This window comes from Streptomyces noursei (assembly GCF_016917755.1).
GTDB classification, from domain to species: Bacteria; Actinomycetota; Actinomycetes; order Streptomycetales; family Streptomycetaceae; genus Streptomyces; species Streptomyces yunnanensis.
Genome location: NZ_CP070326.1, coordinates 4,464,674 through 4,477,302, shown reverse-complemented (window position 1 = coordinate 4,477,302; position 12,629 = coordinate 4,464,674). Strand labels below are relative to the sequence as shown.

The window sequence follows — 12,629 nt, the reverse complement described above, 5'->3', positions numbered from 1 at the left end:
CATGCGCCGGCCCCGGGCGCGGCCGCCGCGGTCGACGCGCCCCGCGCCCGCGTGGGCCACGTCACACCCCGGACGGGAAATATCCGGGGAGCGGATCCCCGTTTAGCTCGGTGTTGGACGAAGCGGGGAGTGGTTCCCCGGTTCCGTGGATGCGGGAGAAAGCCGAAGGGAGTGCGCCGACGTGACCGGAGTGGGGCGTGTGCAGACTGCACCACCGCGGCTGCGGGCCGATGCGGTGCGCAACCGGGAGCGGATCATCGCCGCCGCGCGGGAGACGATGGTCGAGTTCGGGGCCGAGGCACCGTTCGACGAAATCGCTCGACGCGCGGGTGTCGGCAATGCGACGCTCTACCGTCACTTCACGGATCGCCGGGATTTGATCCACCACGTCACGCTCTCCGTCATGTCCCGTATCGCGGACCGTGCGGAGTGCGCCCTCGTGGAGGAGTCCGATGCCTTCGAAGCGCTGAGGCGCTTCGTCCACGATGCGGTGGAGGAGCGGATCGGGGCGCTGTGCCCGCTGCTCTCCGACGGCGTCGACCCGGCCCACCCCGATCTGCTCGCCGCGCGTGAGCGCCTGGACGCGGCCGTGGCCGCCGTCATGGGTGCCGCGCGTGACAGCGGCCAGCTGCGCACCGACATCGCCGTCGGTGACCTGATGGTCGCGCTCACCCAGCTCACCCGCCCGTTGCCGGGCAGTGGCTGTATGGACTTCGACAGGTTCGTGCACCGGCATCTGCAGCTGTTCCTGGACGGCCTGCAGACCCCCGCCCGGTCCGAACTGCCCGGTTCCGCCGTCACCTTGGAGGACCTGAGGCGCCGCTGACCGCGAGCCGCGGCGGCCGGTGAGGGGAGGGCCACGGTCCGCCCCGCACGTCGGGACGATGCCTCGGCTCCGGCCCCCTCCGTCGGTCTTCTCCTTGAGTCCTCCTCGTCGGCCCTCTCTTTCCCCCCTCCCCTTATCTCCTTCCACTCGTCCCCTTCAGCCCCTTCAGCCCTTTCCACCCCCTCCGCCTCTCCGCCCTTCCGTTTTCTCCGTCCGCTGAGTCTTCTCCGTCGCCTTCGGCCTCCTCCGAGGCGCTCGGGTGCCGGGCGTCGTGCGACGCCACGCGCTCCTCACGGGTGCCGGGATTTCCGCTTCCGTCCGTTCAGCTCCAGAACCTCTGCCACGTTCCGTTACGCACCACTAGGTGGACCTCCCCATGTCTGAAACCGCCGCGCACGTCGATCCACGGCGCTGGAAAGCGCTGATATTCATCGCCCTCGCGCAACTGATGGTCGTCCTCGACTCGACGATCGTGAACATCGCGCTGCCCTCCGCCCAGAAGGCCCTGGACATCAGCGACGCCAACCGCCAGTGGGTCATCACGGCCTACGCGTTGGCGTTCGGCGGACTGCTGCTCTTCGGTGGCCGGATCGCCGACCTCTGGGGCCGGCGCCGGACCTTCGTCATCGGCCTGATCGGCTTCGCGGTGGCCTCCGCGCTCGGCGGGGCAGCGGTCAACGAAGGGATGCTGCTGGGCGCGCGGGCGCTCCAGGGCGTCTTCGGCGCGCTGCTGGCGCCCTCCGCGCTGTCACTGCTGGCGGTCACCTTCACGGAGGCCCGGGAGCGCGCCAAGGCGTTCGGCATCTTCGGTGCGATCGCCGGTGGCGGTGGCGCGGTCGGGCTGATCCTCGGCGGCGTGCTGACCGAGTACATGAACTGGCGCTGGACGTTCTTCGTCAACATCCCGTTCGCCGTGATCGCCGCGACCGGTGCGGCGCTGGTCATTCGCGAGCCCGCCGAGGGCCGCAACCCCTCCCGCCTGGACGTGCCCGGTGTCGTCCTGGCGACGCTCGGCCTGGTCTCGCTGGTCTACGGGTTCACCCGGGCCGAGTCCGACGGCTGGCTGGCCGGTGTGACGCTGGGGCTGTTCGCCGCGGCGGCCGTGCTGCTGCTGACGTTCGTCCTGGTCGAGTCCAAGGTGGCGGCGCCGCTGCTGCCGCTGCGGGTGATCGCCGAACGGAACCGCGCGGGCGTCTACGCGTCGCTGGGCCTGGCCGTGATCGGCATGTTCGGTCTCTTCCTGTTCCTGACCTACTACCTGCAGGTCGTGAAGGGATACACGCCGGTGATGACCGGTCTGGCCTTCCTTCCGATGGTCGCGGGCATGATCACCGGCTCCACGCAGATCGGCGCCCGGCTGATGACCCGCGTCCCGCCGCGGCTGCTGATGGCGCCCGGCTTCACGGTCGCCGCGCTCGGCATGGTGGTGCTGAGCCAGATCGACCTGAGCACGTCCTACCCGGCGCTGATCCTGCCCGGCTTCGTCCTGATGGGCCTGGGGATGGGTACGGCGTTCATGCCGGCCATGTCGCTGGCCACGCACGGGGTCCAGCCGCGGGACGCGGGCGTCGCCTCCGCGATGGTCAACACCTCGCAGCAGGTCGGCGGCGCGATCGGCACCGCCCTGCTGAACACCATCGCGGCCAGCGCCACCACCGCGTACGCCACCTCGCACGCGGCCGGCGCGCGCTCGGCGGACCTGCTCAAGCTCCAGTCGATGGTGCACGGCTACACCTCCGCCATCTGGTGGGCGGTGGGCATCCTGGCCCTGGCGGCGGTGATCGCCTTCACGCTCATCAACACCGGGCGACCGGGCGGCGGTTCGCCGGCGGCCTCGTCGGAGGACGGCGCGGGCGCGAACGCCGGCGCCGGCGCCGAGGACGAGGCGCAGATTCCGGTGATGGTGCACTGACGCTGCGCTGGCGGTGCGTTGACGCTGTGCTGACGGCGCACTGAGTCGACCGTGGGGGTGCTGCGCGCCCTGAGGTTGTGGGGGCGGGCGGGGCGCAGGGGGCGTGGGGGCCGGGGCTGGCGAGCCGCGTGCGCCCGCGCCCCCGTGCGTGTGCCCCGCTCTCTGCCGGCCCCCGCGCCTCCTGGCCGCCCTGTACTGCGGAAACACCCGGACGCGTGGCGATGCGTCGGCCTCCCTTCGCCCCGCTGAGGTCAGCGGAGCCAGGGGAGGTCGGCGCCCTGCGGTTGGAGGCCGTCGGCGATCATGCAGCAGATCTCGTCGAGTTGGCCGATCTGCTCCGGGGTGAGGCGGTCGAAGATCGCGGCCCGGACGGCGTTGACGTGCCCGGGCGCGGCCTTCTCCAGGACCCGCAGCCCCTCGTCGGTGAGGTAGGCGTTCTGGCCCCGCTTGTCGGACGCGCAGTTCTCGCGCCGGACCCAGCCGTTCTTCTCCAGGCGGGCGACGGCATGGGAGAGACGGGACCGGGTGATCTTGGCGTTCTGGGCCAGCTCGGTCATCCGCATGCGTCGTCGCGGCGCACGGGAGAGCTGGACGAGCAGGCCGTAATAGACGTGCGGCATCCCGGCGTCGCGCTGAAGCTGGCGGTCGAGGTGGTCCTCCAGGAGCGTGGTGGCGTGGAGGTATGCCTGCCAGGCGTGCTGCTCCTCGTCGTCGAGCCAGCGCGGCTCGGTCGCGGGTTCGTTGCTCATGCCATCCACTCTCTCACCGCTTCGAGAGTTATTGAATATTTAACAATAAAGCTTCGGCCGATAGCGGCCCTCCGGCTGGGGTTGCATCCCTGGTCGGCGGGCCTTCGGCGGGCGGGGGATCCGGGTGCGGCGGTCCGGATCGGGCGCAAGACGGCGCTGCGCGGGGTAGCGGGCATCGTCGCGGGGCGTCGGCTAACGCCAGTCTGCCGCCATGGCGGCTTCATGTCGGCAATGTCGGCATTATTTCTCCGCATTTCTCCGCCGGATCTGTCGGATTCGTCTGAGGGGAGGGCTGATCACTCCCCGGCGCTGATCAGCCCTCCCGGTCCTCAGTCCTCGCCCGGCGTGATCAGTTCCAGGGAGCGGAGCGCGGACCGCAGTGCGCGGTCGTCGCCGTCCGCCGCCCAGCAGGCCACGTCGAGGGCGGTGTCGGTCAGCTTGATCGCGTGCGCGTCGCCGTGCGCAGCGGCCCGCTCGAAGACCTCCTCCGGGGTGAGCGCCCCGGCCGTGAGCGTCGGCAGCGGCTCGTCGGGGCTGTAGACGGAGGTGAGCGCGGCGCTCGCCGTCCAGGCCGCCGCGAGCGAGGGCGCCCACAGCTCACGGGGGAGTGCCGGGAGGGTGCGCAGGACGGCGTTCGGGGCGGTGGCCGCGTGGACCAGCAGGACCGCGTCGCCGTGGCCGTAGTCGAGGTAGCGGTGGGTGGCGGCCCGCACCAGTGCGGTCAGCTGCTCGCGCGCCTCGTCGGGATTCCGCGGCGCGCGCAGCGACGCGGCCGCGGCCGGCCATCCCTGCGTGTCGGGCAGCTGGGCCAGCCCGGCGACGACCGACGTCCGCTGGTCGGCGACGTGCGGGAGGGCGGCCAGCGCGTCGTCGGGCGCGAGGGTGCCGCTGGGGCGCGCCGACACCGGCAGGGTGGTGTGCCGGGCCGCCCAGTAGCCGAGCGCGTGCGCCAACTCGGCGATCCGCGGCGCCTCTTCACCCTGCTCCAGCAGGGTGCGCACGGCGTGGCCCACCCGGATCACCGGGTGGGTGGCGGCGCCCGCGATGCCGGGCAGCAGACGGGGCCACCACGCGGCGAGCACCTCGCGCCAGGGGCGTTCGGCGACCTGGCGGGTCAGGTACCCGGTCCAGTCGGTGACCCGGCGCGGATCGCCCAGCGCCTCCTGCCAGTTGGCGTCGGTGAGGGTCGTCCGTGCGGTCGGTGCGTCCTCCAGGCGGGTGGTGTAGTCGTCGAGCCAGCGGTGGACGGTGCGCGCCTGACCGTGCCGGATCAGGGCCTCCACGGCCATCGGGCCGTGGTTGCTGAGGAATCCGTTGAACTCCGGGCCGGTGGCGTGGAGACGTTCCAGGGCTTCGTCGAGTGTGCCGCTCGTCGTATCCATGGCCCGAGGCTAGGTACGCGCTCCGGCGCCGGGTAACGGGCCGCGGGCGGATCCTCAACTGGACCGTGGGACTAAGGCGTTGGTCGTACGGCGGTGGTGGGATGCGGGGAGAGAGGCGGGGATCGCTCACCAGGAGAGCGGGGGCGGGGGCGCGGGCGCACTGGTTCGGGAATCTCGACAGAGGGTGTCGGGTATAGGCGGGAACCTTGCCGGCATGACGAGCGAGCACGGGCGACGGGCCGGGAGCGACGGGCGACGGGCCGGGGGTGACCGGCGACGGGTCGCGGGCGGGGCGACGAACGGGGGCGGCGGGGCCAGTTGGGCGGCCGTGGAGGCGGCGGTGCCGGAGTTCGCCGCGGTGGTGCGGGAGCGGTTCGGGGCGTATCGGCATCACGTCCTGGCCACGCTGCGCGCGGACGGTGCGCCGCGGCTGACGGGCCTGGAGGCGGACTTCCGTCGAGGAGAGCTGTGGCTGGGCATGATGACGGGCTCGCGCAAGGTGCTGGACCTGCGTCGGGACCCCCGTTTCGCGCTGCACGCCAACCCCGGCGGCGGGACGGACCTGGCCGGTGGTGACGTGCGGGTCGCCGGGCGGGCGGTGGAGGTGGCCGACCCCGGGCTGAAGGCGCGGTACGCGGCGGCGGTCAAGCCGCCGGAGCCGTTCCACCTCTTCCGGGCGCGGTTGACGGAGGTGGTGCGGACGTCCGTGGAGCCGCCGTTCATGAAGCTGGAGATCTGGCGGCCGGACCGACCGCTGCGGACGCTGCGGCGGACGTCGGAGGACCCGGAACTGCTGGAGGGCCCGGAGCGGCCGACTTCGGAGGGACCCGGGGGCTTCGAGGCTCCGTAGGTCTTCGGGCGGGCTGCGGGGCGGGCGTGCGGTGGCGGCGGAGGGGAACCTCCCGCCGCCACCGGGCAGTTGTGTCCGTCCCGGGTGTCTCGCCGCGGTGTGCGAGGCCGGTGCCCCCCTCAGTGCGCGGTGTGGGGCAGGTGCAGCCGGCTCGTGTGCGGGGGGTGCGGGCGGTGCAGGCCGTGCGGCTCGCGTTCGCGGTGGGTGCGGAAGACGTAGAGCGAGACGACGAACATCACGGCGAACATGACCAGGCCCCAGCCCGTCGATTTGAGGACCGAGGGCGTGCTGCCGCCGAGGGAGTAGAGCCAGCCCATCGACGCGCCGAAGAGCGCGCCGTAGGCCAGGGCCCGGGTCTCGGTGATCATGGTCGACTGGAAGTGCACCAGCGTCACGCCCAGTATTCCGGTGACCACCGCCGCGATCAGCCCGAGGAGCGCGGCCTGGCCGCCCTTGGCCCCGTTGGTGTGGTCCATCCAGATCGTGTAGCAGCCGAAGCAGATCGCCGCGATGACCGCGAGCGCCACGGGGGTCGGGATGCGGCGGCCCGTCGCCTCCGGGGCGGACCGCTCCGCGAGGCCGGAGAGCGTCGCGCCGTGTTCCGGTTCGACGGTGCCGTGGGAGCGGGCGGCGCGGGCCTCGGGCAGCCCGTCTCCACCGGCGTGCGGGTCGCCGTGCGCGTGCTGGTCCATGACGGGCTCCTCTCGTGCGGCCTCTTCCTCGCTGTCGTTCTCGTCCGGCTCTTCCGGTTCCTTCGCGCTCTTCCTGTCCAGGCGACACCCCGGGGTGGGCGGCGTCAACCGGAGCGGCCCGAGATCACCCGTCGGCGCTACCGCAGATCCTTCTGGTACCAGGCGACGTCCCAGTAGCGACCGAATTTCCGGCCCACCTCCGTGAACGTGCCGATCGGGCGGAAACCGAAGCGGGCGTGCAGCCGGCCGGACGCCTCGTTGGGCTGGGTGATCCCGGCGTACGCGCGGTGCACGTCCTCGTCGGCCAGCGCGGCGAAGAGCGCCGTGTACAGGAGCGTGCCGACGCCCCGGCCGGCGGCGTCCGGCGCGCAGTAGACCGTCGTCTCCACCGAGGTGGCGTACGCGCCCTTGGGGCGGAAGGCGCTGCTGGTCGCGTAGCCGAGGAGGCCGCCGTCGCCACCCTGCGCAACCAGAAGGCGGTACGGGCCGTCTTTGGGGTGGGAGAGCAACCACGGGCGACGTTGGGCAGGGCTGAGGGGGGCCGTGTCGAATGTGATGGCCGTCTCACGGATGTAGTGGTTGTAAAGATCCGTAAGGGCCGTGAGGTCCGTCTCGGCGCCCGCTCTGACCTGCACGTCCCCGTACTCGGGTGGCATCTGTCCTCCTTGGTGACGGCGCAGGGTACTGCATGATCAGAAAAATTGAAGAGCGGCTTGGGAATTCTGTCCGGATTCCAGCCGTTGTTTCCTTCGGACGGGTCAGCCGGTCGGCCACAGGTGGTCCACGGATCGACGACCCGCCCCACTGTCCAGCGACCGACTCAGCGCAAAGGGAGCACCCGCATGGCAACCCGTGCCGTCGCCCGTCGTCAGGCCAGCACCACCGGCTCTGGCGTGGCCAACAGCGTTCGCGCAGCAGGCGGAGACATCGCCGACCGCGACCTGGTCGGCATGTACCTCGACGAGATCGCGCGCACGCCGCTGCTCGACGCCGCCAAGGAGGTGGAGCTGTCCCAGACGATCGAGGCGGGTGTCTACGCCCAGCAGATCCTGGACGGCGAGCTCACCGACGGCAACGCCGCCGGCGCCAACCGTGCGGAGCTCGAAGCGCTGGCCGCCGAGGGCGACCGGGCCAAGGACGTCTTCATCCGGTCCAACCTCCGCCTGGTCGTCGCCGTGGCCCGTCGCTACCCGCGCTCCGGCCTCCCCCTGCTGGATCTGATCCAGGAGGGCAACGCCGGCCTGGTGCGCGCCGTCGAGAAGTTCGACTACGCCAAGGGCTTCAAGTTCTCGACGTATGCGACGTGGTGGATCCGCCAGGCCATCACCCGCTCCATCGCCGACCAGTCGCGCACGATCCGGCTCCCCGTCCACCTCGTCGAGGAGCTCGGCCGGATCCGCCGGGTGCAGCGCGAGTTCAACCGCGAGAACGGCCGCGACCCGGAGCCGGAGGAGGTCGCCGGCGAGCTGGGTTCCACCGCCTCCCGGGTCACCGACGTCCTGGACTGGGCCCGCGACCCGGTCAGTCTGAACATGTCGGTGGACGACGACGGCGACACCCAGTTCGGCGACCTGCTGGAGGACACCTCCGCCGCCTCGCCCGAGCAGTCCGTGCTCACGCTGCTGCGCAGCGAGGAGTTGGAGGACCTGATCGACCGCCTCGACCAGCGCACCGCCTCGATCATCAAGGCGCGCTACGGCATCGAGGACGGCCGCGAGCGCACGCTGACGGAGGTCGGCAAGCAGCACGGCCTGACCCGTGAGCGGATCCGCCAGATCGAGAAGCACGCGCTGCTGGAGTTGAAGCGGATGGCGCGCGACACCGGGTTCGACGCGGCGGCCTGAGCCGCGTCCGCCTGCCCGGGGCGGAGCGCGTGGAGTGGAGTGCGCGGTGCGGAGTGCGCGGTGCGGAGTGCGCCGGCGCGCGGGGGTGCGTGCCGTGAGCGCGCGGTGAGGTGATGAGGGGCGAGCCCCGATGCCGTAGTGGCGTCGGGGCTCCTTTGTGTCCGGTGTCCCGGCCGGGAGGGCCCGAAGGCCCGGTTGGTCGGTGGATCTCCGTGCCGAGTCATGCCCGTTTGGGTCCGGTTAGATGTCCGTATCTGTTTACCTGGCGGGATGCTGGGCGTAGCATCCCGGTGAAACCACAGGTTCGGGCATGAAATGGACGCAGACGCAGATGTACGCACCCGAGCGCCAGCAGGAGATCCTGCGGCTCGCCCGTGAGAGCGGGCGGGTCGACGTGCTCTCCCTGGCCGAGGAGTTCCGGGTCACCGCCGAGACCGTGCGACGCGACTTGAAGGCGCTGGACCGCGCCGGCCTGCTGCGCCGGGTGCACGGCGGCGCCATCCCGGCCGGCCGGCTGGACTTCGAGCCGGACCTCGCCGAGCGGGACGCCGTCGCCGCCGACGAGAAGCAGCGCATCGCCCGGGCCGCGCTCGCCGAGCTGCCCGGCGGCGACGGCCGCGGCAGCGTGATCCTCGACGCCGGCACCACCGCCGCCCGGCTCGCCGCCGAGATCCCGCTGGAGGCCGAGCTGACCGTGGTCACCCACGGCCTGCCGGTCGCCGCGCGGCTGGCCGACCACCCCGGCCTCACCCTCCACCTCGTCGGCGGCCGGATCCGGCACCGCACGCGGGCCGCCGTCGACGACTGGGCGCTGCGGGCCTACCGCGAGATCAACGCCGACGTGGTCTTCCTGGCGACCAACGGCTTCTCCCTCGACGGCGGGCTGACCACCCCCGACCTCGCCGAGGCCGCGGTGAAGCGGGCGCTGATCGCCGCCGCCCGCCGGGTGGTGCTGCTCGCCGACTCCGCCAAGTTCGAGCAGCAGCACTTCGCCCGCTTCGGTGACCTGTCGGACGTGGACCTGCTGATCACCGACACCGGGCTGCGCCCCGAGGACGCCCTCGCCATCGAACGCGCCGGCACCGAAGTGATCCGCGCATGACGCCGCCCACCGCGACCGTCGGCGCCCGCCCGGGCACCCCCGTCGGCGCTCCCGTTCGCACCCCCGTCGACGCCTCTGTCGGCTCTCCCGCAGGCACCCCCACGCCCCTCACCGCCGGACCGGTACGCCCATGATCATCCTCACCGTCACCCCCAACCCCAGCCTGGACCGCACCTACGAGATCCCCGCGCTGGAGCGCGGTGCCGTGCTGCGGGCCACCGGCGACCGGATCGACCCCGGTGGCAAGGGCGTCAACGTCTCCCGCGCGCTCGCCGCCGCCGGCCACCGCACCCTCGCCGTCCTGCCGCTGGGCGGCCCCGCGGGCGCGGCGCTGGCCGGGTTGCTGACGGCCGAGGGCATCGACGTGGCGGGCGTCCCGGTGGCCGGGCAGACCCGCTCCAACATCGCCGTCGCCGAGCCCGACGGCACCCTCACGAAGATCAACGCGGCCGGCCCGGAACTGACCGCCGAGGAGTCCGCGGCACTGCTGACCGCGGTCGGCGAGCGCTCCGCGGGCGCCGACTGGATCGCCTGCTGCGGCAGCCTGCCGCGCGGCCTGGCGCCCGAGTGGTACGCCGAACTCGTCGCCCGGGCCCACCACGGGGGCGCCCGGATCGCGTTGGACACCTCCGGCCCGGCGCTGACCGCGGCGCTCCGCGAACGCCCCGACATCGTCAAACCCAACGCCGAGGAGCTGGCCCAGGCCGTCGGCCGCCCCCTGACGACCGTCGGCGACGCGGTCCGGGCCGCCGAGGAACTCCGCTCCCGGGGCGCCCGGGCCGTCCTGGCCTCTCTGGGCGCCGACGGGCAGCTCCTGGTCGACGCCGACGGCGCCCACTTCGCCAGCGCCCCGGTCGCCGCCGTGCGCAGCAACGTCGGCGCCGGGGACGCCTCGCTCGCCGGGTTCCTCGCCGCGGGCGGCACGGGCGTCCCGGCGCTGGCGGCGGCGGTGGCGCACGGCGCCGCGGCCGTGCAGCTGCCCGGCAGCCTGATGCCGACGCCGTCCGACCTGGCCCCCGAGCGGGTCACGGTGGCCGCCGGGGTGCCGCTCGGCCGGGCCCTGACGGAGCCGGTGCCCGATTCCCCCGCACCCCGTCCCCACCGCCCGCACGGCGGTACCGCGCGCAAGGGAGCCCGCGATGAGTGAGTTGATCACTGCGGACCTGGTCGACCTCGACCTGTCCGCCGCAACGAAGGATGCCGCCGCCCGCTCGCTGGCGGAACGGATGGCCGCCGCCGGCCGTGTCACCGACCTGGAGGGCTTCCTCGCCGACGTGGCCGCCCGCGAAGCCCAGATGCCCACCGGCCTGGACGGCGGCATCGGGATCCCGCACTGCCGCAGCGCGCATGTGACGGAGCCGACGCTGGCCTTCGGGCGCAGCGCGGCCGGCATCGACTTCGGCGCCGCGGACGGCCCGGCCGACCTGGTCTTCCTGATCGCGGCCCCGACGGGCGGCGACGCGGACCACCTGTCGATCCTGTCGTCGCTCGCGCGGCAGTTGATGGACGAGGCGTTCACCGGCGCGCTGCGGTCGGCGTCCGAGCCGGCGCGCGCGGCGGCGCTCATCCGCGGCGAAGAACCGGAGCCGAAGCCGGAGCCGGAGCCGGAGCCGAAGCCCGAGTCGGAGCCGGACGCCTCCCGGCCCTCGGACGTCCCCGAGGCCGAACCCGCGACCCCCGAACCCGCAGCCCCCGAACCCGCGACCCCCGAACCCGCGCCCTCCACACCCGCACCGTCCGCCCCGTTCCGGGTCGTCGCCGTCACCTCCTGCCCCACCGGCATCGCGCACACCTACATGGCCGCCGAGTCGCTGGCGAAGGCCGCACGGGCGGCCGGCGTCGAACTCACCGTGGAGACCCAGGGATCGGCCGGCTTCCAGCGCCTGGACCCGCAGCTGATCGCCGCCGCCGACGGCGTGATCCTCGCGCACGACGTCGAGGTGCGGGACCGGGAGCGGTTCGCCGGCAAGCCCGTCGTCGACGTCGGGGTGAAGGCCGGCATCAACCGCCCCGCCGAACTCCTCGCCGAACTGCGGGAGAAGGCCGCCCACGGCGGGACCGCCGACGCACCGGCGCGCCCCACCGTCCCCACCGCCCCCATGGACCGGGGCGCCGAGGCCACCGACGGCTACGCCACCCGGCTCCGCACCTGGCTGATGACCGGCGTCAGCTACATGGTGCCGTTCGTCGCCGCGGGCGGCCTGCTGATCGCCCTCGCCTTCGCGATCGGCGGCTACACCGTCGACAAGGCGCCGTCGGTCGCCGACCACTTCGTGTGGGCCGAGTCGGCCAGCTGGGCGGCGCTGCTCTTCCAGGTCGGCGGTACCGCCTTCGGCTTCCTCGTCCCGGTCCTGGCCGGCTTCATCGCCTACGGCATGGCGGACCGGCCCGGACTGGTCCCCGGCTTCGTCGGCGGCGCGATCGCACTCACCGTCAACGCCGGCTTCCTGGGCGGGCTGATCGCCGGTCTGTTGGCCGGCGCGGTGGTACGGGCGATCCAACGGCTCGGCGTGCCGCCGGTGCTGCGCGGCATCATGCCGGTCGTGGTGATCCCGCTTCTCTCCTCGGCGGTGGTCGGCTTCCTGATGTTCCTGGTGGTCGGCAAGCCGATCGCCGCCCTCCAGAAGGCCCTCACCGGCTGGCTGACCGGTCTCTCCGGCGCCAACGCCGTCATCCTCGGCGTGCTGCTGGGCCTGATGATGTGCTTCGACCTGGGCGGTCCGCTCAACAAGGTCGCCTACGCCTTCGCGGTCGGCGGCCTGGCCAACCCCAACCCCGGCAGCCTGAAGGTGATGGCCGCGGTGATGGCGGCCGGCATGGTCCCGCCGCTGGCGATGGCGCTGGCCACGACCGTGCGGGGCCGCCTCTTCACCCGCGCCGAGCGGGAGAACGGCAAGGCCGCCTGGGTGCTCGGCGCGTCCTTCATCACCGAGGGCGCCATTCCGTTCGCCGCCGCCGACCCGTTGCGGGTGATCCCCTCCGCGATGGCCGGCGGCGCGGTCACCGGCGGGCTGTCGATGGCCTTCGGCTGCACCCTCCGCGCTCCGCACGGCGGCGTCTTCGTCGTCCCGCTGATCGGCCAGCCGCTGCTGTACCTCCTGGCCGTCGCCGCCGGCACCGTCGTCAGCGCCGCCCTGGTCGTCCTCCTCAAGCAGTTCCGGTCCCGGCCGGCGCGGATATCGGACGCGGAGACGGCGGCGGCCACCGACGCCCCGCACCCCGAGGTGGGTACGCACCGCGAGGTAACCACGCACTAAATAGTGGGTACTTGT

General features: G+C 73.0%; 11 protein-coding genes. 7 read left to right on the top strand and 4 right to left on the bottom strand.

All coding sequences use genetic code 11. The annotated features are described in order from the left end of the window. The first annotated feature begins 199 nt into the window (after nucleotides 1-199). Both JNO44_RS19630 and JNO44_RS19625 read left to right on the top strand, forming a co-directional pair. Nucleotides 200-826 (top strand): TetR/AcrR family transcriptional regulator, encoded by a 627-nt coding sequence (locus tag JNO44_RS19630; RefSeq protein WP_235093572.1) that lies wholly within the window; start codon nucleotides 200-202, stop codon nucleotides 824-826. Between the two features lie 376 nt (nucleotides 827-1,202). Beyond that, on the top strand, nucleotides 1,203-2,738 hold the full coding sequence (locus tag JNO44_RS19625) for an MFS transporter (RefSeq protein ID WP_205365484.1): 1,536 nt from the start codon (nucleotides 1,203-1,205) through the stop codon (nucleotides 2,736-2,738). A gap of 251 nt (nucleotides 2,739-2,989) precedes the next feature. Here the strand turns inward: JNO44_RS19625 and JNO44_RS19620 are convergent, their stop codons facing one another. Beyond that, nucleotides 2,990-3,487 carry a MarR family winged helix-turn-helix transcriptional regulator gene (locus tag JNO44_RS19620; RefSeq protein WP_039635569.1) on the bottom strand — a complete coding sequence of 166 codons (498 nt, stop codon included), beginning with the start codon at nucleotides 3,485-3,487 and terminating at the stop codon, nucleotides 2,990-2,992. 329 nt (nucleotides 3,488-3,816) lie between these two features. Beyond that, nucleotides 3,817-4,869, bottom strand: a complete 1,053-nt coding sequence (locus tag JNO44_RS19615) for a questin oxidase family protein (protein ID WP_205365483.1) — start codon at nucleotides 4,867-4,869, stop codon at nucleotides 3,817-3,819. Nucleotides 4,870-5,197: 328 nt separating this feature from the next. On the opposite strand from JNO44_RS19615, the gene JNO44_RS19610 reads away from it, so the two are divergent. Beyond that, nucleotides 5,198-5,719: a pyridoxamine 5'-phosphate oxidase family protein gene (locus tag JNO44_RS19610; RefSeq protein WP_235096023.1), complete on the top strand. Its 522-nt coding sequence runs from the start codon at nucleotides 5,198-5,200 to the stop codon at nucleotides 5,717-5,719. A gap of 119 nt (nucleotides 5,720-5,838) precedes the next feature. Here the strand turns inward: JNO44_RS19610 and JNO44_RS19605 are convergent, their stop codons facing one another. Together JNO44_RS19605 and JNO44_RS19600 are read right to left on the bottom strand one after the other, a co-directional pair. Further along, nucleotides 5,839-6,411: a hypothetical protein gene (locus tag JNO44_RS19605; protein WP_205365481.1), complete on the bottom strand. Its 573-nt coding sequence runs from the start codon at nucleotides 6,409-6,411 to the stop codon at nucleotides 5,839-5,841. Nucleotides 6,412-6,548: 137 nt separating this feature from the next. Next, nucleotides 6,549-7,067, bottom strand: coding sequence for a GNAT family N-acetyltransferase (locus JNO44_RS19600; RefSeq protein ID WP_205365480.1), 519 nt, complete (start codon nucleotides 7,065-7,067; stop codon nucleotides 6,549-6,551). Between the two features lie 186 nt (nucleotides 7,068-7,253). Between JNO44_RS19600 and JNO44_RS19595 the strand changes: the two genes are divergently transcribed. The 4 genes from JNO44_RS19595 to JNO44_RS19580 all read left to right on the top strand — a co-directional run bounded on the left by JNO44_RS19595 (nucleotide 7,254) and on the right by JNO44_RS19580 (nucleotide 12,614). Further along, nucleotides 7,254-8,255 carry a sigma-70 family RNA polymerase sigma factor gene (locus tag JNO44_RS19595; RefSeq protein ID WP_205365479.1) on the top strand — a complete coding sequence of 334 codons (1,002 nt, stop codon included), beginning with the start codon at nucleotides 7,254-7,256 and terminating at the stop codon, nucleotides 8,253-8,255. A gap of 331 nt (nucleotides 8,256-8,586) precedes the next feature. Next, nucleotides 8,587-9,357 (top strand): DeoR/GlpR family DNA-binding transcription regulator, encoded by a 771-nt coding sequence (locus JNO44_RS19590; RefSeq protein ID WP_205370088.1) that lies wholly within the window; start codon nucleotides 8,587-8,589, stop codon nucleotides 9,355-9,357. 133 nt (nucleotides 9,358-9,490) lie between these two features. Then, nucleotides 9,491-10,504: a 1-phosphofructokinase gene (pfkB, locus tag JNO44_RS19585; protein WP_240167980.1), complete on the top strand. Its 1,014-nt coding sequence runs from the start codon at nucleotides 9,491-9,493 to the stop codon at nucleotides 10,502-10,504. After that, nucleotides 10,497-12,614, top strand: coding sequence for a PTS fructose transporter subunit IIABC (locus JNO44_RS19580; protein ID WP_205365477.1), 2,118 nt, complete (start codon nucleotides 10,497-10,499; stop codon nucleotides 12,612-12,614). The genes pfkB and JNO44_RS19580 overlap by 8 nt, the downstream gene beginning before the upstream one ends. The last annotated feature ends 15 nt before the right edge of the window (nucleotides 12,615-12,629 follow it).

Bases quoted from the DNA above. Each gene is read 5' to 3' on its own strand.
- JNO44_RS19625 (WP_205365484.1), top strand. From the start codon at position 1,203: ATGTCTGAAACCGCCGCGCACGTCGATCCACGGCGCTGGAAAGCGCTG.
- JNO44_RS19620 (WP_039635569.1), bottom strand. From the start codon at position 3,487: ATGAGCAACGAACCCGCGACCGAGCCGCGCTGGCTCGACGACGAGGAG.
- JNO44_RS19615 (WP_205365483.1), bottom strand. From the start codon at position 4,869: ATGGATACGACGAGCGGCACACTCGACGAAGCCCTGGAACGTCTCCAC.
- JNO44_RS19605 (WP_205365481.1), bottom strand. From the start codon at position 6,411: ATGGACCAGCACGCGCACGGCGACCCGCACGCCGGTGGAGACGGGCTG.
- JNO44_RS19600 (WP_205365480.1), bottom strand. From the start codon at position 7,067: ATGCCACCCGAGTACGGGGACGTGCAGGTCAGAGCGGGCGCCGAGACG.
- JNO44_RS19595 (WP_205365479.1), top strand. From the start codon at position 7,254: ATGGCAACCCGTGCCGTCGCCCGTCGTCAGGCCAGCACCACCGGCTCT.
- JNO44_RS19590 (WP_205370088.1), top strand. From the start codon at position 8,587: ATGTACGCACCCGAGCGCCAGCAGGAGATCCTGCGGCTCGCCCGTGAG.
- JNO44_RS19580 (WP_205365477.1), top strand. From the start codon at position 10,497: ATGAGTGAGTTGATCACTGCGGACCTGGTCGACCTCGACCTGTCCGCC.